Here is a 21,583-nt window from a genome sequence, read left to right as displayed (position 1 = left end):
ACGCGGACACTGTGGGAGCTGGCTTGCCAGCGATGAGGCCCGCAAGGGCACCTCAGTTGCCAAGCATCGCCTGCTCCAGGGTCAGCCGTTCCAGCAACGCCCGTTCATCACGCTTGAACCTGTCCTCCAACGCGCGAATCCTTGTCGCGATCTGCCCGGGCTCGTCATCCGGATACAGGTCGGTGACCTCCAGCACCGCCTGTTCGTACTGGTCCTTGAGCAGCCGGAAGCGATCGGCGAACACCTCCCTCAAGTAGGCCACCCAGAAGTCGCAGTCGGCAGCGAAGGCCGTGAGGCCCGGCCCGCGCTCTTCCTGGAGCAACTGGTTCAGGGCCTGCTCCAGTTCACCCGGGGCGATATCCGCCTCGCTGCGATAGAGCATGGCCCGCGGCGGCAATGGCAGGTCCAGGTGCTCGCCCCAGCGCAGCCGGTAGGCCAGGCGCACCTCCGCTTCATCGCGGCCGTGGGCGCGCTCGCGGGCGATGCGGTCAAGGGTCTGCGCCCGGTAGATCCCGCGCATCAGGCGGAACAGCGCCGGGCCGCGGTTGGTCGCGGGGATATCGCGCAAGGCCTGGCGGGTATGCACCAGCAGTTCCATCTGGTTGAACTCCAGGCGAATGCCATCGGAGCAGGTGTCCTGGTTGTGCAGCTGCTGCAGCGGTTCTTCGGCCATGCCGTTGAGGGTCAGGCGCAACTCGGCATCCTGCTCGGCCGCCGCCAGTACCGTCCAGACCCGGGTGATCAGTTCGCCCCGGGTGTTCGGCGCGCGGTAGTCGGCACTGCGCCGCAAGCGTGTGACCAGGCGCAGCAGGGCCTCGGCATCGGCCTGGGTGGCGAGGCTGATCCAGGTCAGTTGGTTGGGCGCGTCGATTTCAGCATCGCCGGTAAGCCAGGCCAGCGCCGGGTCGTCGTCCGACAGGTTGGTCTCGTCCGATGGCAGGTCGGACACCTCGGAATCCGAGGAGTGAATCCGCGCATCCATGGCGGCGATATCCTCGGGCACGTCCATGGTCAGGGAGTAAGGCCGGTTGGCATGCTGCGAGGTGTAGGCGTCGATCAGGGTCTGCCGGCTCAGCGGGTTGTTGCGCAGGGAGATGTCCACCGAGCCGTCGGCGACGTAGCGGTTCTCGGTCAGCTGGATCGGCAGTTCGGTGAGCTGGTTGTCGTCCAGGCCGAGCAGTTCGATATGGCGCGGCAGCAACCCGTTGAGCCACGCCGGCCAGACGGCTATGCCCATGTTGGCCAGGCCGAGGTAGTCGAAAAACCGCGCCTGGAACATCGACACATCATGGATATCACCCAGGCGGTTGCCATCGAGCTGCAACGAGGTCAGGCGAGGCATGCGGGAGAAGGCATCCATCGCCGCCTGGTCGATGGTCATGCCCATGCGCACCAGGGCCAGCTCGCTCAGCCCCGGCAGGTTCACCAGGAATTCGGGAACGGCGGCCAGGGCGGGCTGTCCGCTCACCAGCGACACTTCGGTAAGGTTGGCGAACGGCCGGAGGAACGCTTCAAGGCTGCCGCCCCGCGCATCGAAGCGGGTCAGCTCGATGCGCCGTACACGCTCCACGAGGAACGCCGGCAGGTTGTCGGGAAAGTCGGCGAGGACCACATCCTCCAGATAGAGCAGCGCCGCACTCGGCGAATACAGGTTTTCCCGCCAGTAGCCGATCAGCAACCGGGCGATCCGCGAGCGATAGCCCGCTACCGTGCTCGGCGCGGGATTATCGCTCCAGGTCTGCAGCGCCATCTGCAATTGAGCGCGCTCGCTGATGCGCTGGTTCAGTTCGGCCATCAGCGCGCGCGGCAAACCCAGATCGAAGGCGAAGCGACTGCGGAAATACTCGGCCACCCGCAGGTCGAGCAGCGCCTGGCAACAGAAGGGGTTGTCGCGCAGCACGATGCGGGTCAGGCGCCCGGACGCTGAACCCACCTCATCGAGGATGGCGGCAGGGACTTCAGTGAGCTGGTTGCCGGCCATCGACAGATTGCCGATCCGCGACAGGGTGGCGCTGTCCAGCCAGCGCGGCCATTCGCGCAGGTCCATCCAGTCCATGCCCAGGTATTCCAGGTTGACCCCGTCCATGACCGGCAACGACATGTCGAGCAAACGGCTGCCGCGCAGTTCCAGCCAGCGCAGGCGCGGCAGGCGCGACAGCGTGCGCAGGTCGGTGTAGCCCGGGTTCGCCATGAGCTCGCGCAAGCCCAAGGACACCAGGTTCGGCCAGACCCGCGCGACGTTCTGGACCATGCTCGGGCCCCAGATCCCGCCGCGGATGTCCAGGGTGGTCAGCGCCGGGAACTGCCGGGCCAGGCCTTGCAGGGTCCGCTCGCCGATGAGCCGCTCGTGGCTGTTGCCCTCCTGCTGCATGACTTCGCTGAGCAACAGCGCCGAGACCCGCTGGCGGATGAACAACGGCAGTTGCGCCGGCAGATCCGCCAACTGGACCTGATGCAGGATCAGCGCCACGGGCGGACGCCCCAGCTCCGGCAGCAGGTTGCCGCGCCAGTGCGCCCACAGCGCCTCGCCGATGCGCGCGCGGCTGCGCTGGCGCCCTTCGCCCAACGTCTGCTGGGCGGACTCCAGGGCCCAGCGGTCGAGGAATTCGCCCAGGGCCTGCCTCTCGTCCAGCACCTGGTGCAGCCGCGCGGCGATGGCCGGGCGCTGCAGACCGGCGCGATAAAGAGCTTGCAGGGCATCCTCGGGATACAGATCGTCCAGCTCCAGGAGGCGCAGCTTGTCGAGCAATTCGTCCTCGGTGAAGAACGGCTCGCCGCGCCCGCTGAGGGGATAACCGATGCGCCCGTCGGCCAGGCGCAATGGCGAGCGAAAGCCCGGCTTGACCGCCTGCATCTCCAGCCACTGGCGCAGGCGCTGGCGCGGCGGCAGCGGTTGTTCCTGCAACTTGCCGCGCAGGGTCGCGGCGTCGGTCAGGCCAAGCTGCTCACGGGTTGCCTGGGGGATGGCGTCGAACAGCGTACGGCAGAAATCGCGAGGGACCTGCTGACGCCAGGGCACGGCGATTTCAGCGGCCTCACCGCTGCCGATCCGGGCCAGGCACCGGCCTTCGAGGGCGTCTTCGTGGACACTCATGCGCAGGTCGGCGGGCCAGCCCGGCAGTTGCGCCAAGGCATGCAACAGCAGCCTGGCGCCATCGGGATTGGCCTCGATATCCATGTACAGCGCTTCGCAGGCCCGGGCCATGCGCACCTGTTGCTGGTACAGGCGCGCTTCCTCGGCAACGGGCAAGGGCAGGCGGCCGGTACTGGCGATTTCCTGGATCTGCGGCGCGGTCGCGGCACCGATGATTTCCTCGATGACCCGCGGCGGCAAGCGTTCGAACTGCTGCTGCACCACCTTGCCCGCAGGCGACAGCTCAGGCAGGCGGCTGCGATAGGCATGGGCGAACAATTCGCCGTCCAGGGTATCGGGCAGGCTGGCGATATCCCCCAGGCCGAACTTGCCCAGGGCATCGGCCATGGCCAGGCGCAGCAGACTGTCACTGAGCAGCGCAGGCGGACTGCGGCTATCCATCAGGCTGCGGCGCAGCTCGGCTTCGCTGACCCCGCTGACACGCAAGGCGCGTTGCGCCATCTGCGCGGTGACCTCCGCCTCCAGCACCCCGGCCCGGCGGAACAGCTCTTCGCCGCGCCAGTGCTGCGGGGCATCCAGCTCGTGCAGCCAGCCGCCATTGCCGTTATGCCGCAACGGCAACCGCCAGGCGTCGGGTCGTGTCGGGTGCTCGAGCACATAACCCGTTTCGCTGCCGAGCAGGCTGCGCACCGAGTAATAGCGCCCGTCCAGTTGCAACCACTGGCGCCCTTCCCACGGGTACAGGCCGTTGTCGCCGGGCTGCAGGCCGGCCGGCAATTCGACGTCGTAGGCAAACGGCCGCAGGTCGGGCTTCCACAGGCGCACGCTGCCGTCAGCCAGGGTGACCGGGCGCATGCTGCGTACCGCCAGCGGCAGGTTGCCCTCGAAGCGATGGGCGATGGCCCCCGCCGCACCCAGGGCGGCCATGACCGCAAGGTTTTCCGCGACATCCATGAAATAGCCCCAGGCCTCCTCGCGCTCGCCCTTGGCGAGGCTGTCGAAGCCTTCGTAGACCTCGTAGCCGAGCAGCGCGGCATTGACCCCGAGCATCACCAGCCCCAGGCCCGGGACCACGAAGGCCGCGACATTGAGCACGTTCAGGCCGACGCTCAGGAAGTAGCTGACCTTGTCTTCCAGCGACTTGTGGTCCTCGGCGGCCGTGGGCACCGCATGGAACAGCCCGTCGTCCTTGAGCGCGGCGATCTTGCGCTGCAGGAGAAAGTCGAACAGCGGCCTGTCCATGGCCTTGCTGCCCAGGCCGAGGGACGCCCTGGCGTCGAACTGCTCCTCGTACCAGCCGCCGGCATTCCATACCTTGGGGTACAGGTGGCTGTGGATGCGTTGCAACAGATGGGTCCGCTCGCGGGCCGGGACGAAACGCAGGAAGTAATCGCGCCAGGCGCTGTCCTTCAGGCGCTCGCGCAACGAGGCATGGAAAGCGTCCAGGGACTGGAAGACCTGCAGCGGCTGCTGCGGCTCGTCCGGCATATAGACCACCAAGGCCTCGCCACGGCGGAACAGGACCACGCCATTGAGCTGCACTTCCCAGAGAAACAGGGCGCTGGCCGGCGCTTCGTCCTTGACCGCGGCCAGCAGGTCCTCGTACAGCGCCTGGTCGATCCACGAACGCAGGCGGGCCAGGTGCAGGGTCAGGCGCAGGCTGGATTGCTCGAACCGGCGGAACACCTCGCGGCGCTCGCGGGTTGCGCTTTCCACGGTCTGCCCTTCCCCGGGCCGCGGCTGGAACACCGCCTCGATCAGGCGCTGGTAGCGCTCGCCCAAGTCCAGGCGGCGACACAGGCCGGCGAAGCGCTCCGGCAGCAGGTCGATATCCCGGCTCGGCGCCAGCACCTCGCCGCTGTCGCTGGCGAAGATGCTCGACGGCCGGCGGTCGTCGCGCATCCCGTCCGGTTCGGCCTCGAAGGCTTCGAAATTCTGCAGGGCCGCCAGTAACAGGGGCTGGGTCGCCGCCTTCACCACCTGGAAGGCGCGGACCACCGGGTCGCTGCCGCTCAGGCGCGCCTCGTCGACCCGCGCCCGCGCGGCATTGAAGAGAAAGGTATGGCGCACATCCAGGTCGAGGCCGAAGGTACTGTTCAAGGCGTCGCGCAGCAGCGGTTCGGCGAATGCCCGGGCGTCGGGCAGTTGGGCGAGGAAGCCGTCTACCGAAGCGGCCAGGGCCTGGTGACGTTGCTGTTCGTCCTGCAGGGCGGCGAGCACCTCGGGTTGCCCGTGCAGCCAGGGCATGGGTTTCGGCACGCTGGCGCGCAGGGCCAGGCGGTACTGCGCCGGGCTGTCCACCAGGTGCTGCGGAACGCGCCGGCTGACGGTCTGGTAATGGATATCGGGTGTGGCTGTATCGGCCATGGTGAAGCCCTCTCGTCCTTGAAATCGGGCGTTCAGGCTAATGACCGGGGCGCGGGTTTTGAAAAGGGCCAGGGTTCCCGGAGGAAGTGCGAACGACGTGGACTCTGCCACAGAGCCCACGCCGGACATCGGATGGATCAATGCTGCGCCAGCGACTGCTCGAAGGTCAGGCTCTCCAGCAAGGCCTTTTCATCGGCCTTGTACTTGTCTTCGAGCACCCTGATCCGCGCCGCCGAGTGCTCGGCCGATTCATCCACGCCCGTATCGGTCACGTCCAGCACCGCCGCCTCGAAGGTGTCCTTGAGCGCCTTGAAGCGCTCGGGGAAGGCTTCGCGCAGGTAGGCGGCCCAGAAATCGCACTGCGCAGCAAACTGCAGGAAACCCGGCCCGGCCTCTTCCGCCTGCATCCAGGCCAGTACCAGGTTCAATTCGCCCGGGGCGATATCGGCATCGCTGCGGTACAGCATGCCCCGCGGCGGCAGGGGAAGTTCAAGCTGCTCGGCCCAGCGCAAGCGATAGGCCAGGCGCACCTCGGCTTCGTCCCGGCCGGCGGCGCGCTCCCGCGCCAGGCGGTCGAGGGTCTGCGCACGGAACACACTGCGCATCAGGCGGAACAGCACCGGCCCGCGGTTGGCCTCGGGAATGTCGCGCAGGGCCTGGTGGGTGTAGACCTGCAGTTCCATCTGGTTGAACTCCAGGCGAATCCCGTCGGGACAGGTGTCGTGGCGCTGCACCTGGCGCAGCGGCTCCTCGGCCATGCCATTGAGGGCCAGGCGCAGTTCCGTATCGGCCTGCGCCGCCGCCAGCACCTTCCACACCCGCTCCACCAGCTCCGTGCGGGTGTTGAGGGTCCGGTAATCGGCGCTGTGGCGCAGGCGCATGATCAGGCCGAGCAAGGATCCGGCGTCTTCGCCGCCACGCAGGCCTTCCCAGATCGCCTGGTTGCGTTCGTCCTGCCCGGCATCATCGGTGCGCCAGACCTCGGCCGGATTGTCCTGCACCGGATCGGCATCCTCCGGGGAAAAGGCCCCTTCGGAGTCCGAGGAGTGCATATCCGGCCCCATCTCGGCGATGTCCGCCGGCAGGTCCATGGTGAAGGAGTAGGGACGGTTGTAGCGCTGCGAGGTGTGCGCACGGATCATGGTGTCGCGGCTCAGCGGGTTGTTGTGCAGGACGATTTCCGTGGCGCCGTCCACCATGCGGTGGTTGTCCAGCAGTTGCGCCGGCAGTTCGGTCAGCAGATTGTCATCCAGGTTCAGTTGTTCGATGCCATGGGGCAGCAGTTCGCTGAGCCACTCCGGCCAGGCGGCGATCTGCATCTGCCCAAGGCCGAGGAAGGTCAGGTAGCGCTGGTTGAACATCGACACATCGGTGATTTCGCCAAGGCGGTTGCCATCCAGTTGCAGCGAGGACAGCACCGGCATGCGGGCGAAGCGCTCCATGGCCGCCTGATCGACCGTCAGGCCCATGCGCACCAGGGCCAGCTCGCGCAGGTTGGTGAACCCTTCCAGGCTTTCCGGCACCCGCCGCAAGGCCGGTTCGCCGGTGATCAACGACAGCTCCGCCAATTGCGGGAACTGCCGGATAAAGCGCTCGAGCACCGTTTCCAAGGCGGTGAAACGGGTCAGGTCGAGGCGCCGCACGCGGTCGTAGAAATACGCCGGCAGCGCTTCGGGGAAGTGGTCCAGGGCCACGTCTTCCAGGGACAACAGGGCAACGCCTTCGCCGCGCAGGCTGTCGCGCCAGTATTCGAGCAACGCCATGCTGATCCGGTTGCGATAGGCCAGGCGTTCGGGCGCCACCACCGTATCGCCTTCGGCCGGCGCATCGACCCAGGCCTCCAGCACATCGCACAATTGCGTGCGCTCCTGGATACGCCGGTTCAGCTCGTATTCCATGGTCATGGTCAGGCCCAGTTCGAAGGTGAAGCGTTGCAGGAAGCGCTGGGCCAGGCGCAGGTCGAGCAGGGCCTGGAAGGCGAAGCGGTTGCCCAACAGGATCACCCGCGTAGGGTGCTCCACCGCCTCGGCGTTGCGCAGGATCGCCGAGGGCAGTTCGCTAAGGTGATTGCCCAGCAGCGACAGCTCGCCGATCCGCGCCAGGGCCCCGTTGTGCAGCCAGCGCGGCCAGGTCTGCAGGCCCATCCAGTCGAGGCCCAGGTAGTCCAGGGTCAGGCCATCGAGAGCCGTGTCGGGCATATCGACCAATTGCATGCCGCGCAGGTCGAGCCAGCGCAGTTGCTTCAGGGCAGACAGCGCCTTGAAGTCCTGCTCGGCGAGAAAAATGAAGATCTCGCGCAGGCCCAGGGCCGAGAGCTTTGGCCAGGCCCGGGTGAGCATCTGCGGCAGGCCCATGTTCCAGTGACCACGGCGGATATCCAGGGCGGTCAGCTCGGGGAAGTGGGCGGCGAAGGCTTGCAACTGGCTGTCGCCGATCATCTGTTCGTGGGACAGCCCGTCGGTATGGATCACCTCATCCAGCAGCATCGAGCGCACCCGCTGGCGGAAGAACGCCGGCAGGTCGGTCGGGAAGTCCGCCAGCGAGACCTGGAACAGGATCAGGCGCGAGGCCGGCTGGCCGAGTTCGGGCAGGATGCTGCGCCGCCAGTGCTCCCACACCGCCAGGCCGATGCGCTCGCGGCCACGCTGGCGGCGCAGGGTCATGTGTTCGCTGGCCGACCCCAGGGCCCAGCGGTCCAGGGCGTCGCGCAACTCCAGCAACTCGCCGAGCAGGGTGTTCAGGCGCGTATTGATCGCCACACGGTCCATGCCGCTGCGGTACAGCGCCTGCAGGGCATCCTCGACATGCACCTCTTCCAGTTCCAGCATGCGCAGCTTGTCGAGCAGTTCGTCCTCGGTGAAGAAGGCCTGGCCGCGGCCGCTGAGCGGATGGCCGAGACGGCCGTCGGCCAGGCGCATGGGCGAGCGAAACGCCGGCTTGATTTCAGCCAGGCCCAGCCACTGGCGCAGCCGCTGACGCGACGGGCGCAGCTCGCGCAGCTTGCGCCACAGCGTGCCGGCATCGGCCAGGCCGAGGCGCTCGCGGTAGACGCCGGGGATGTTGTCGAACAGCGCACGGCAGAAATCTCCCGGCAACTGGCGGTTCCAGATCACCCCCAGTTCCGGCTCATCGCCCTCGCCGATGCCGGCCAGCCGCGGGCCTTCGATCCAGCCGTCGTAGAGGCCGATGCGCAGCTTCGCCGGCCAGTGCGGCAGGCTTTGCAGTGAGTGGAGCATCAGGCGCGCGCTGTCCAGGCTGATTTCCCGGTCCAGGTACAGGCCCTCGCAGGCCCGGGCGATGCGCACCTGTTGCTGGTAGATCCGTGCTTCATCGGCAAGGCGCAGGGGCACGCGCCCGGAGGTGGTCATTTCGCCGGTTTCGGCGGCGCTCGCGGCGCCGACGATTTCTTCGAGGATGACATGGGGCAGGCTGCGGAATTGCCGTTGCAAGGCCATTGCCGGCAATGACAGCGGGGCTTGCGCGGCCTTGTAGTCGGCGGCGAAGGTGTCGGCGCCGGAGGTTTCCGCCAAAGCCAGGCGGCGCAGGGTGTCGGTGAGCAGCGCCGGCGGGCGATGGCGGTCCACCAGGGTCTGGCGCAGTTCCGATTCGGTCACGCCGCTGATGCGCAGGGCATTGCCGGCCATTTCCTCGGAGACCCTGGCTTCCAGCGGGCCCTGGCGGCGGAACAGCTCCATCCCGCGCCATTGCTCCGGGGTATCCAGCTCGCTCAGCCAGCCGCCGTTGCCGTTGTGCTGCACCCTGGGCGCGTAGGCCCCGGCGCGGCGCGGGTGCTCCAGGCCATGGCCCTCCTCGCCCAGCAACGCACGTACCGAGTAATACTGGCCGTCGAGGTTCAGCCACTGGCGCCCCTGGAAGCTGTACAGCCCGTCGGCATCGGCCTTCAGCCCGGCCGGCAGGCGGATCTCGTAGGCAAAGGGCGACAGGTCGGGCTGCCACAGGCGCACGCTGCCGTCGGCCAGGGTCACCGGGCGCATGCTGCGCACGGCCAGCGGCAGGTTGCCCTTGAAGCGATGGGCCGCTGCTCCGGCGGCACCGAGGGCGGCGATGATCGCGAGGTTCTCCCCGACATCCATGAAATAGCCCCAGGCCGCCTCGCGGTCGCCCCTGGCCAGGCTGTCGAAGCCCTCGTAGACCTCGTAGCCGAGCAGCGCCGCATTGACTGCGAGCATCACCTCACCCAGCCCCGGCACGACAAAGGCCGCCACATTGAGCACGTTGAAACCGACGCCGAGGTAGTAGTCGATCTTGTCCTGGGTCGACTTGTGGTCCTCCACCGCCGTGGGCACGGCGTGGAACAGGCCATCGTCGCGCAGGGCGAGCATCTTGCGTTGCAGCAGGACGTTGAACAGCGGCGCGCTGAACGCCTGCTTGTCCAGGCCCAGCACGGCCTCGGGATCGTAGCGTTCCTCGTACCAGCCGCCGGCATTCCACACCTTGGGAAACAGGGTGCGCTGGATCCTGGCGAGCAGCGGGTCGCGCTGGCGGGCGGGGATGAAGCGCAGGAAATAGTTGCGCCAGGCAGGGTCCTTCAGGCGCTCGCGCAACGAGGCATGGAATGCCTGCAGGTGAGGGAAGGTTTGCAGCGGCTGCTGCGGCTCGTCGGGCATGTACACCCCCAGGCGCCCCGGGCGGAAGAACAGGACGATGCCGGTCAACTCCACGTCCCACAGGCGCAGGACGCTGCGCTCCAGATCCCCCTCGGCCTTGCCGTTCTTCGCCACCTCCAGCAGTTCTTCGTAGCAGGCCTGGTCGATCTGCCCGCGCAGGCGCGCCAGATGCAGCTCCAGGCGCAGGCTTGACTGCTCCAGCAGCTTGAAGCGGGCCTGGCGATTGCTGGCGGCGGCCTCGGCGCTTTCGTCCCCGACCGGTTCGGGACTGAATGCCTGGTCGATCAGGCGTTGATAGCGCGCGCCCAGGTCCAGGCTGCGACACAGCGCGGCGAAGCGTTCGGGAACCAGATCGACATCCCGGCTCGGCTCGGCAGCCAGTCCGTTGTCGCTGAAGAAAATCCTCGCGGGCCGGCGATCGGCCTGCATACCACCCTCCTCCGCTTCGAAGGCCTCGAAGTTCTGCAGCGCGCTGCGCAGCAGCGACTGGGTTGCCGCTTTCACCGCCTGGAAGGCCCGTACCACCGGGTCGGCAGTGCTCAGGTGGGACTCGGCGATGCGCGCACGGCCAGCATTGAACAGGAAGGTGCGGTGGACATCGAGGTCGAGGCCGAAGGTATTTTTCAAGGCTTCGCGCAGCAAGGGTTCGGCGAACGCCTCGGCATTGGGCAACTGTTCCAGCACCGTAGCCACGGCCTGGGCGTGCCGTTGGTGGCGCGGGTACTCCTCGTCCAGCGCGGCAATCACCTGGAGCAGGTTGCCGCTGGCCTCTTCCAGCCAGGGCATCGCTGGCGGAACCTTGTTGCGCAGGGCCTGGCGCTGTTCGGCGGAACTGTCGACCAGGCGCTGGGGCACGCGCTGGCTGACAGTCTGGTAGTGGATATCGTCCATGGTGAAACCTTTTCGTCCGTGAATGGGGCGTTCAGGCTAAAGAGAGGCTGACAGGTTTTAAAAAGGGTCGGGGTTCCCGGAGGGACTGGTTGCCCTTTCGGGCCTCATCGCTGGCTTGCCAGCGATGAGGCTCGAAACAACGACTCAGTTCCCGGCCAGCGCCTGCTCCAGCGTCAAGCGCTCCAGCAGTTCCCGCTCATCGCGCTTGAATTTGTCCTCCAGCGCACGGATCCGCGCCGCCGACTGTTCCGCCGTGTCATTCGGATAGACGTCGATGGTGCCGAGCACTGCGGCCTCGTAGCCATCCTTGAGGGCCTTGAACCGCTCGGCATAGGTCTCGCGCAGCCAGGCCACCCAGAAGTCGCAGTCCGCGGCAAAGGCCTGCAGGCCCGCCCCGGCTTCCTCCATCTGCAACTGGATCAGGGCCTGGTCCAGCTCGCCCGGCGCGATATCCGCCACCCGCCGGTACAGCATGCCCCGAGGCGGCAACGGCAGCTCCAACTGCTCGGCCCAGCGCAGGCGATAGGCCAGGCGCACTTCGGCTTCGTCGCGCCCGCCAGCCCGGAGCCGGGCGATCTGGTCCAGACGCTGGGCACGGAAGATCCCGCGCATCAGGCGGAACAGCGCCGGCCCGCGATTGTCCTCGGGGATCTCGCGCAGGGCCTGGCGGGTATGCACCAGCAGCTCCATCTGGTTGAACTCCATGCGGATGCCGTCAGGGCAGGTGTCGTGATTGTGCACCTGCTCCACCGGCTCCTGGGCCATGCCGTTCAGGGTCGCCCGCAGCTCTTCGTCGGCGCCGGCAGCCTCCAGCACGCTCCACACCCGCTCCACCAGCTCCTCGCGGGTATTGCCGGTGCGGTAGTCGGCGCTGAAACGCAGGCGCGAGACCAGCGCCAGCAACGACGTCGCGTCGCCCCGCGCCGCGAGCGTGGTCCACAGCGTCTCGTGCCGGGCATCCTCGGCGACGTCGCCGGTCTCCCAGGTGGCGGCGGGGTCCTCGTCCGACATCCAGGTCTGTTCGGTGCCCGGCGAACCGCTGTCGTCTTCGGAGTCGGACGCGTGCACCTCCCGCGGCATCGCCTCGATATCCTCCGGCAAGGTCATGGTGAAGTTGTACGGCCGGTTGAAGTGCTGCGAGGTATGCGCCGCGATCATGGTCGCCCGGGTCAGTGGATTGTTGTGCAGCGAGATTTCCACCACACCGGCCTCGGTGCGGCGGTTTTCGAGGATCTGCGCCGGCAGTTCGGTGAGCAGGTTGTCGTCCAGGCCGAGCAGTTCGATGCCATGGGGCAGCAGGTTGTTCAGCCAGGCCGGCCAGGCCGCGATGTCCATCTGCGCCAGGCCGAGGAAGCCGAGGAAACGCTGGTCGAACATCGACACATCATTAATCTCGCCCAGGCGGTTGCCGTCCAGTTGCAGCGACGACAGCATCGGCATGCGGGCAAAGACTTCCATGGCCGCCTGGTCGATGGTCATGCCCATGCGCACCAGGCCCAGCTCGCGCAGGTTGGGGAAGCCGGTGAGGAATTCCGGCACCGCCTGCAAGGCCGGCAGGCCACCGACCAGCGACAGTTCGATGAGGTTCGGGAACTGGCTGACGAAGCGCTGCAACACCGCCGGCTCGGCGTCGAAGCGGGTCAGGTCGAGACGGTCGACCCGCGCCGTGAGAAAGTCCGGCAGCGCCTCCGGAAAGTCCGCCAGCACCGCATCCACCAGGTTCAGGCGCGCCGCGCCGAGACCGCGCAAGGTGTCACGCCAGTACTCCATCAACACCGCCGCGATACGATGCCGGTAGGCCTGGTGCAGCGGCGTCAACGCCTCGTCGGCAGAGACGGGATTGACCCAGGCGTCCAGCGTTTCCTGCAACTGCACCCGCTCGTTAACCCGGCGGTTCAACTCGTCGGCCATGGCCGGCGAGAGGTCCAGGTCGAAGCTGTAGCGACCGCGGAAACGCTCGGCCATGATCATGTCGAAACAGGCCTGGTAACCGAACTGATTGCCGCGCGCGGCGATGCGCAAGGTCCGGACGGCCGGCTCGGGGTCCTCGAGGATCAATCGCGGGACCTCGGTCAGTTGGTTGCCGACCAGTGACAGCGAGGCGATCCGTTCCAGCGCCAGGGCGTCCAGCCAGTTCGGCCAGACCCGCAGGTCGAGCCAGTCGAGCCCGAGGTAATCCAGGGTCATGCCATTCAGCGCGGAGGCCGGCAGGTCGAGCACGCGGCTGCCGCGCAGCTCCAGCCAGCGCAGGCGCGGCAGGCTGGCCAGGGCCCTGAAGTCCTGGGCGCTGAGCAGGTGGCCGAGTTCACGCAGGGCCACGGCGTTCAACTGCGGCCAGGCCCGCACTGCGGTCTGCGCCAGCCCCGGCTCCCATTGCCCGGCGCGAATGTCCAGGGTGCGCAGATTGGGGAATTCCTCGGCAAAGGCCAGCAGCGGCGCTTCGCCGATGGTCTGCTGGAAACCTTCGCCCTCACGCAGGATCACCTCGTCCAGCAGCAGCGCGCGCACCCGCTCGGTGAAGAACGCCGGCAAGCCGATCGGCAGGTCCGCCAGTTGCACTTGCCACAACACCAGCGGCGCCACCGGCCGGCCCAGTTCCGGCAGGGTGTTGCGTCGCCAGTGGTCCCACAGGCCGTTGCCGATCCGCTCGCGGCTGCGCTGGCGGGACGGGCTGAGCACTTCATGGGCGGAGTCCAGCACCCAGCGGTCCAGGTGCTGGCGCAGCGCGAGCATTTCGTCGAGGGCGCGGTTCAACCGCTGGTTGATCGCCGTGCGGTCCAGGCCGCTGCGGTGGAGGGCGAAGAGCGCGTCTTCGGGATACAGGTCGTCCAGTTCCAGCAGGCGCAGCTTGTCGAGCAGTTCGTCCTCGGTGAAGAACGGCGGGGCATCGCCGCTGAGCGGGTAGCCGATACGCCCGTCGGCCAGGCGCATCGGCGAGCGGAAGCCCGGCCGCAGCGCCTGCATGCCCAACCAGCGGCGCAGTTGCTGACGCGGCGGCAAGGCTTGCGCCTGCAGGGTCTGGCGCAGGCTGGCGGCGTCCGGCACGCCGAGCTGGCTGCGGGCGCTTTCGGGCAGGACGTCGAACAGGGCGCTGTTGAACACCGCTGGCGGCTGTGCGCGCCAGACCAGGACGCTCGGCGCCGCGTCGCCCGTGCCCACGCTGTCCAGGGTTTGCCCGGCAGCATCGTGCAGGGCGATGCGCAGCGACTGCGGCCAGCCCGGCAGCGTGCTCAGTTGGTGCAGGGCCAGGCGCGCGCTGTCGAGATTGACCACGCCGTCCAGGTACAACCCCTCGCAGGCCCGGGCCATGCGCACCTGCTGCTGGTAGAGCCGCGCTTCTTCGGCCAGGCGCAGGGGCACGCGTTCGGCGCTGGCCATTTCGCTGAGTTCATGGCCGTCCGCGTGGCCGATGATCTCCTCGACGACCCGATTAGGCAGGCCGCTGAACTGGCGCTGCAACAGTTGGCCCTGGGCGGACAGCGACGGCTGCTGCGCGGCATCCGCCGCAGCGAAGGATTCGCCGTGGCGTTCGGCGAGGGACAGGCGACGCAGGGTGTCGGTCAACAGCGCCGGCGGCCGATGGTTGTTGACCAGGGTATGACGCAGCTGCCCTTCGGAGATGCCGCTGATGCGCAGGGCGCGCTGGGCCATGGCCTCGCTGACCACTGCCTCGCGATGCCCCTGGCGGCCGAACAGTTCCTGCCCGCGCCATTGCTGCGGGGTATCCAGCTCATGCAGCCAGCCGCCGTTGCCGTTGTGGCGCAGCGGCGGTTCGTAGGCCCAGGGCCGTTCGGGATGTTCCAGGCTGTAGCCCGGCTCGCTGCCAAGCAGGGTGCGCACCGAGTAATAGCGCCCGTCGAGGGCCAGCCAATCACGGCCCTGGTAGCTGTAAAGACCGTTTTCGCCGGGCTTGAGATCCGCCGGCAGCCTGATCTCGTAGGCGAAGGGGGCCAGGTCCGGCTTCCACAGGCGCACGCTGCCATCGGCGAGGGTCACCGGACGCATGCTGCGCACCGCCAGCGGCAGGTTGCCGGTAAAACGGTGGGCCGCCGCCGCTGCCGCACTCATGGCAGCCATCAGCACCAGGTTCTCCGCGACATCCATGAAATAGGCCCAGGCCTGCTCGCGCTCGCCCTTGGCCAGGCTGTCGATGCCCTCGTAGACCTCGTAGCCGAGCATGGCGGTATTGACTACCAGCATCAGTTCGCCGAGGCCGGGCACCACGAAGGCGGCGACGTTGAGCACGTTGAAGCCCAGCGCCAGGGCGTGGTCGATCTTGTCCTGCGCCGACTTGTGGTCCTCGGCTGCCGTCGGCACGGCGTGGAACAGGCCGTCGTCCTTGAGCACGGCGATCTTGCGTTGCAGCAGGGTGTCGAACAGGCGTGCGGAGAACTCGCGTCTGCCCAGGTGCAGCACCGGCTTGTCGGCGGGCACCTCTTCATACCAGCCACCCGGGTTCCACACCCTCGGGTTGAGCGTGCGGTGGATCTTCTGCAGCAACGGGTCACGCTGGCGAGCCGGGATGAAGCGCAGGAAATACCTGCGCCACTCGGCATCGCCCAGGCGCTTGCACATCCAGCGGTTCAGCGCCGGCAGCGAGCGGAACAGGCGAAACGGCTGCTCGGGCTCGTCGGGCATGTACAGCAGCACGTCACGCACCGGCTGTTCCTCCGGCTGCGGACGGAAGAACACCACCACGCCGTTGAGTTCCACATCCCACAATTTCAGCATGGCGCGGCTGAGCGTGGCGCTGGCCCGGGTGTTGTTGGCCACCTCCAGCAACTGCTCGTACTGGCCCTGGCCGATCCACGACCGCAGGTACGCCAGATGCAGTTCGAGGCGGAAGCTGGATTGCTCGAAGGCCTTGAACGTGGCCCGGCGCCTGAGCATCGCCGCTTCGGCGGCTTCCTGGCCGGTCGGCGGCGGGGCGAATGTGCGCTCGATCAGGCGCTGGTATTGCCCGCCCAGGTCGAGCGTGCGGCACAGCGCCGCGAAGCGTTCGGGCGCCAGGTCCACAGGGGTGCCGGGCTCCAGTGCCTGACCGCTGGCGCTGGCAAAGACACTCGAAGGCCGGCGCTCGTCGTGCATGCCCCCCGCCTGCGCTTCGAACGCTTCGAAATTCTGCAAGGCCGCCGTCAGCAACGAGCCGGTCGCGGCCTTGACCGCCTGGAAGGCCTTGACCACCGGATCGCTGCCGCCCAGATGCTCCTCGGCAAGCCGCGCCCGGGCGGCATTGAAGAGAAAGGTATGGCGCACATCCAGATCCATACCCAAGGTATTTTTCAGCGCCGTGCGCAGCAGCGGCTCGGCGAAGGCCTCGACCTCGGGCAGGTCCTTGAGAAAGCCCTCGACCTTGCCGGCCAGGCGTCGATGGCGACGGTGTTCCTCGCGCAAGGTCTGCAGCACGTCGGCCCGGGTGGCGCTGGCATGGGCCAGCCACGGCAGCGGCTGCGGCGACCTCGCGCGCAGGGCCTTGCGCTCCTCCGCGCTGCTGTCGAGCAGGTACTGCGGCACGCGGTTGCTGACTGTCTGGTAGTGAATATCGTCCATGATGAAGCCCTCTCGTCCTTGAATGGGGCATTCAGGCTAAAGCCGGCTTCGGCTTTTAAAAACGGCAAATTCCTTATGGAAAGCAGGCGACTCCGATCGGAACTTCGAACCTGAAAAATGCCTGGCTACCACCCCGGCAGGAAAATCCGACCGCAGGTCGGCACCTGCGAATGGACGACGAATTGTCCCGGCGAATCTGCCGACAGGCGTTTCCGATCTGCACGGGATGTATTATCGTGACCGCCTTGCGCGCGAAGCGCCGCCTGACCTACAGGCGATTGCCAAACAGATCGAGGGTGCCATGAGCAACGAAAGCATTAACTGGGACAAGCTGGGCTTCGACTACATCAAGACCGACAAGCGCTACCTCTCCGTATGGCGCGACGGCGCGTGGGACGCGGGCACCCTGACCGAAGACAACGTCCTGCACATCAGCGAAGGCTCCACTGCCCTGCACTACGGCCAGCAATGCTTCGAGGGCCTCAAGGCCTACCGTTGCCAGGACGGTTCGATCAACCTGTTCCGCCCTGACCAGAACGCCGCGCGCATGGCCCGCAGCTGTGCCCGCCTGCTGATGCCGCAAGTGCCGACCGAAGCCTTCATCGAGGCGTGCAAGCAAGTGGTCAAGGCCAACGAGCGCTTCGTCCCGCCGTACGGCAAGGGCGCCCTGTACCTGCGTCCGTTCGTGATCGGCGTGGGTGACAACATCGGCGTGCGCACCGCGCCGCAGTTCATCTTCTCGGTCTTCGCCATCCCGGTCGGCTCGTACTTCAAGGGCGGCATGACCCCGCACAACTTCGTCATCTCCGGCTTCGACCGTGCCGCGCCACAAGGCACCGGCGCGGCCAAGGTCGGCGGCAACTACGCTGCCAGCCTGATGCCGGGCGCCGAAGCCAAGAAGCAAGGCTTCGCCGACGCCATCTACCTCGACCCGCTGACCCACAGCAAGATCGAGGAAGTGGGTTCGGCCAACTTCTTCGGCATCACCGCCGACAACCAGTTCATCACCCCGAAATCCGCCTCCGTGCTGCCGGGCATCACCCGCCTGTCGCTGATGGAACTGGCCGCCTCGCGCCTGGGCCTGACCGTGGTCGAAGGCGACGTGCTGATCGACGAGATCGGCAAGTTCAAGGAAGCCGGCGCCTGCGGTACCGCTGCGGTGATCACCCCGATCGGCGGCATCCAGTACAACGGCAAGCTGCATGTATTCCACAGCGAGACCGAAGTCGGTCCGGTGACCAAGAAGCTGTATGCCGAACTGACCGGCATCCAGAGCGGTGACGTGGAAGCGCCGGCTGGCTGGATCGTCAAGGTCGCTCTCTAAAGCGGCAAGCCACAAGCTCCAAGCTGCAAGAAAATGCCGGTTCGCCGCGTCCCGCTTTTCTCTTACAACTTGGAGCTTGAAGCTTGAAGCTCCCCCAAACATAAATTTCCTTTAACCCGGGCGTTGCCTATTCTTTGGCACAATCGAATTTCCAACCTTCGCCCAGGTAAAAGCATGCCCCGCGTACTGACAATCGAAGACGATGCCGTCACCGGCCAGGAAATCGTCGCCGAACTTTCCAGCCATGGCCTCGACGTCGACTGGATCGACAACGGCCGCGAAGGCCTGGCCCGCGCCATTGCCGGGGGCTACGACCTGATCACCGTCGACCGCATGCTGCCGGAAGTCGACGGCCTGACCATCGTCACCACCCTGCGCAACCTGAAGATCACCACGCCGATCCTGATGATCAGTGCCCTCTCCGATGTCGACGAGCGGGTCCGCGGCCTGCGCGCCGGCGGTGACGACTACCTGACCAAACCCTTCGCCTCCGACGAGATGGCGGCCCGGGTCGAGGTTCTGCTGCGGCGCAACAGCGTGCCCATGACCCAGACCCGCCTGCAGGTCGCCGACCTGGAACTGGACCTGATCAGCCACGAAGCCCGGCGCGGCGAGCAGGCCCTGAACCTGCTGCCCACCGAGTACAAGCTGCTGGAATTCCTGATGCGCCATTCCGGCCAGGTGATCACCCGGATGATGATCTTCGAGGAGGTCTGGGGGTATCACTTCGACCCAGGCACCAACCTGATCGATGTGCATATCGGTCGCCTGCGCAAGAAGATCGACGCGCCCGGCCAGACCCCGCTGATTCGCACCGTGCGGGGCTCCGGCTATGCCATTGCCGAACCCGCATAAGGGCTGGAGCTCGTCCACCAGCCGTTTGCTGGCGCTGTACAGTTTCCTGTTCGTGGCCTGGAGCAGCATCCTCATGGGGGTGCTGTACCTTGAGGTGTCCAGCTACCTGAACAAGCTGACCCGGCACTCCCTGACCCAGCGCCAGCACCTGTTCGCCCATATGAGCGGCAAGCAGCTGGACGATGCGCTGATCGCCAGCCAGGCCTTCGAGGAGCGCAGCTTCGACGCCTACGGCCTGTTCGACCCGCAGTTCAATGCCCTCGGCGGCCAGATCCGCCAGATGCCCGCCGGGCTTGGCCTGGACGGACGCATCCACGAACTCAAGCGCTGCCTGGACGCCGACGATCCGCGCCTGCCGGCGGACAGTTGCGATGGCGTGGCGCTGAAGGTGCCGGACGGGCGCTGGCTGGTGCTGGTGCGCGACAACGGTTCGCTGTTCGTGGTCACCCGGATCATCCTGCATGCCCTGCTCTGGGGCCTGTCGCTGACCATCATTCCCGGAATCGCCGGCTGGTACTGGCTGCGCCGGCGGCCGCTGAAGCGCATCCGGGCGATCCAGGCCACCGCCGAGCAGATCGTCGCCGGCGACCTGACCCGGCGCCTGCCGCTGTCGCAACGGCGTGACGAGCTGGACATGCTGGCAGCCATCGTCAATGCCATGCTCGACCGTATCGAACGGCTGATGCACGAGGTCAAGGGCGTCTGCGACAACATCGCCCATGACCTGCGCACCCCGCTGACCCGCCTGCGCGCCCAGCTTTACCGGATTCGCCAGCAGGCCGGGGACGATGCGCCCCAGGCCGAGGCGATGGAGCAGGCGATTGCCGAGACCGACACCTTGATGGCGCGCTTTCGCGGGCTGTTGCGGATCAGCGAGCTGGAGGACCGACAGCGGCGTGCCGGCTTCGTCGAGCTGAAGCCCGAGGCACTGCTGGTTGAGTTGCACGATTTCTACCTGCCGCTGGCCGAGGATGGCGAGATCAGCCTGAGCCTGGAGATGCGTGAGCCCTTGCCCGCGTTGTTCGGTGATCATGAGCTGCTGTTCGAGGCCCTGGCCAACCTGATGGGCAATGCGATCAAGTTCACCCCGGCCGGCGGCCAGGTGCGGATCAGCGCCCTGGGTGACGAGGATGGCGTGCATATCGCGGTGGAAGACAGTGGGCCGGGGATTCCGGCGGAGGAGCGCGAGACGGTGTTGAAACGCTTCTATCGCAGTGAAGAAGGCCACAAGCACACGGGGTTCGGGCTGGGATTGTCGATCGTCGCGGCGATCGTCGACCTGCATGGGTTCGGGCTGGAGGTGGGGGAAAGCGACCTCGGCGGGGCCCGGCTGGTGATGCATTGCAGGGGGCAGGTGTGAAAGGCTGATGGCCCTATCGCTGGCAAGCCAGCTCCCACAGGGTCAGCACAGTTCTTGAGGTCTGTGCAGTACCTGTGGGAGCTGGCTTGCCAGCGATGAGGCCATCACTGGCAACACAAGGCTTCAGTCAGCCAGACGCCAGGTAGTCCCACCCTTGCCATCTTCCAGCACCACACCCATGGCGGTGATCTGGTCGCGGATCCGGTCGGACTCTGCCCAGTTCTTGTCGGCACGGGCCTGCAGACGGGCCTGGATCAGCGCCTCCACTTCAGCCGCATCGACCTTGCCTTCCGCCCCCGCACGCAGGAACTCGTCGGCATCCAGCTGCAGCACGCCCAGCAACCCACCCAGCTCACGCAGACGCGCCGCCAGACCGGCCGCCGCCTGCGCATCGCTCTCACGCAGACGGTTGATCTCGCGCACCAGGTCGAACAACACGGCGCACGCTTCCGGAGTCCCGAAGTCGTCGTTCATCGCCGCGGCAAAGCGCTCGACGAACGCCTCGCCACCCTGCGGCGCCACCAGCGGCAGACCGCGCAGCGCGTGGTAGAAGCGCTCCAGGGCGCCCTTCGAGTCGCGCAGGCTGTCCTCGGAGTAGTTGATCGCGCTGCGGTAGTGACTGGACACCAGCAGGTAGCGCACCACCTCCGGGTGATACTTGTCGAGCACGTCGCGGATAGTGAAGAAGTTGTTCAGCGACTTCGACATCTTCTCGCCGTTGATCCGGATCATCCCGCAGTGCATCCACGACGCAGCGTACGGCTTGCCGGTGGCCGCTTCGCTCTGGGCGATCTCGTTCTCGTGGTGCGGGAACTCCAGGTCGCTGCCGCCACCGTGGATGTCGAAGCTCTCGCCCAGGCAGCAGGTGGACATCACCGAGCATTCGATGTGCCAGCCCGGACGACCCGGGCCCCATGGCGACTCCCAGCTCGGCTCGCCCGGCTTGACGCCTTTCCACAGGACGAAGTCCAGCGGGTCCTGCTTGGCCTCGTCCACCTCGATCCGCGCACCGATGCGCAGGTCTTCGATCTTCTTGCGCGACAGCTTGCCGTAGCCGACGAACTTGCCGACCCGGTAGTACACGTCGCCGTTGCCCGGGGCGTAGGCGTAGCCCTTGTCGATCAGGGTCTGGATCATCGCGTGCATGCCGGGGATATGGTCGGTGGCACGCGGCTCCAGGTCCGGCTTGAGGATGTTCAGGCGGCGCTCGTCCTCGTGCATCGCATCGATCATGCGCGCGGTCAGGGCGTCGAACGACTCGCCGTTCTCGTTGGCGCGGTTGATGATCTTGTCATCGATGTCGGTGATGTTGCGCACGTAGGTCAGGTCGTAGCCACTGTAGCGCAACCAGCGGGTGACCAGGTCGAAGGCAACCATGCTGCGGCCGTGGCCCAGGTGGCAGAAGTCGTACACGGTCATGCCGCAGACGTACATCCGCACCTTGTTGCCTTCCAGCGGTTTGAATACTTCCTTGGTCTTGCTCAGGGTGTTGTAGATGGTAAGCACGAAATTTC

General features: G+C 66.8%; 7 protein-coding genes. 3 read left to right on the top strand and 4 right to left on the bottom strand.

Features of this window, described 5'->3' with window-relative positions; all coding sequences use genetic code 11:
- Positions 1-52: 52 nt before the first annotated feature.
- The 3 genes from PSEMO_RS31805 to PSEMO_RS31795 all read right to left on the bottom strand — a co-directional run bounded on the left by PSEMO_RS31805 (position 53) and on the right by PSEMO_RS31795 (position 16,530).
- Positions 53-5,461, bottom strand: a complete 5,409-nt coding sequence (locus PSEMO_RS31805) for an NEL-type E3 ubiquitin ligase domain-containing protein (protein WP_075806822.1) — start codon at positions 5,459-5,461, stop codon at positions 53-55.
- A 137-nt stretch (positions 5,462-5,598) separates the two neighbouring features.
- Positions 5,599-10,980 (bottom strand): dermonecrotic toxin domain-containing protein, encoded by a 5,382-nt coding sequence (locus PSEMO_RS31800; RefSeq protein WP_075806821.1) that lies wholly within the window; start codon positions 10,978-10,980, stop codon positions 5,599-5,601.
- Positions 10,981-11,124: 144 nt separating this feature from the next.
- A complete protein-coding gene (locus PSEMO_RS31795; protein WP_075806820.1) occupies positions 11,125-16,530 on the bottom strand; it encodes a dermonecrotic toxin domain-containing protein in 5,406 nt (1,801 codons plus the stop codon).
- A 301-nt stretch (positions 16,531-16,831) separates the two neighbouring features.
- Here PSEMO_RS31795 and PSEMO_RS31790 point away from each other — a divergent pair, with 301 nt between their 5' ends.
- The 3 genes from PSEMO_RS31790 (at position 16,832) to PSEMO_RS31780 (ending at position 20,069) form a co-directional block, all read left to right on the top strand.
- Positions 16,832-17,854 carry a branched-chain amino acid aminotransferase gene (locus tag PSEMO_RS31790; protein WP_075806900.1) on the top strand — a complete coding sequence of 341 codons (1,023 nt, stop codon included), beginning with the start codon at positions 16,832-16,834 and terminating at the stop codon, positions 17,852-17,854.
- A gap of 174 nt (positions 17,855-18,028) precedes the next feature.
- Positions 18,029-18,709, top strand: coding sequence for a response regulator transcription factor (locus PSEMO_RS31785; RefSeq protein WP_075806819.1), 681 nt, complete (start codon positions 18,029-18,031; stop codon positions 18,707-18,709).
- Positions 18,687-20,069 carry a sensor histidine kinase gene (locus tag PSEMO_RS31780; RefSeq protein WP_075806818.1) on the top strand — a complete coding sequence of 461 codons (1,383 nt, stop codon included), beginning with the start codon at positions 18,687-18,689 and terminating at the stop codon, positions 20,067-20,069. The genes PSEMO_RS31785 and PSEMO_RS31780 overlap by 23 nt, the downstream gene beginning before the upstream one ends.
- A 123-nt stretch (positions 20,070-20,192) precedes the next feature.
- On the opposite strand, the gene cysS is transcribed toward PSEMO_RS31780, so the two are convergent.
- Positions 20,193-21,575 carry a cysteine--tRNA ligase gene (gene cysS, locus PSEMO_RS31775; protein ID WP_075806817.1) on the bottom strand — a complete coding sequence of 461 codons (1,383 nt, stop codon included), beginning with the start codon at positions 21,573-21,575 and terminating at the stop codon, positions 20,193-20,195.
- Positions 21,576-21,583: the final 8 nt, after the last annotated feature.

Origin of the sequence: Pseudomonas putida (assembly GCF_001941965.1) — a bacterium.
Lineage (GTDB): Bacteria > Pseudomonadota > Gammaproteobacteria > Pseudomonadales > Pseudomonadaceae > Aquipseudomonas > Aquipseudomonas putida_L.
The sequence above is the reverse complement of the archived record's forward strand: the minus strand, read 5'-3'. Positions and strand labels throughout refer to the sequence as shown.

Coding starts and splice junctions, on each gene's coding strand:
- PSEMO_RS31785 (WP_075806819.1), top strand. CDS start 18,029: ATGCCCCGCGTACTGACAATCGAAGACGATGCCGTCACCGGCCAGGAA.
- PSEMO_RS31780 (WP_075806818.1), top strand. CDS start 18,687: ATGCCATTGCCGAACCCGCATAAGGGCTGGAGCTCGTCCACCAGCCGT.
- PSEMO_RS31790 (WP_075806900.1), top strand. CDS start 16,832: ATGAGCAACGAAAGCATTAACTGGGACAAGCTGGGCTTCGACTACATC.
- PSEMO_RS31800 (WP_075806821.1), bottom strand. CDS start 10,980: ATGGACGATATCCACTACCAGACTGTCAGCCAGCGCGTGCCCCAGCGC.
- PSEMO_RS31795 (WP_075806820.1), bottom strand. CDS start 16,530: ATGGACGATATTCACTACCAGACAGTCAGCAACCGCGTGCCGCAGTAC.
- PSEMO_RS31805 (WP_075806822.1), bottom strand. CDS start 5,461: ATGGCCGATACAGCCACACCCGATATCCATTACCAGACCGTCAGCCGG.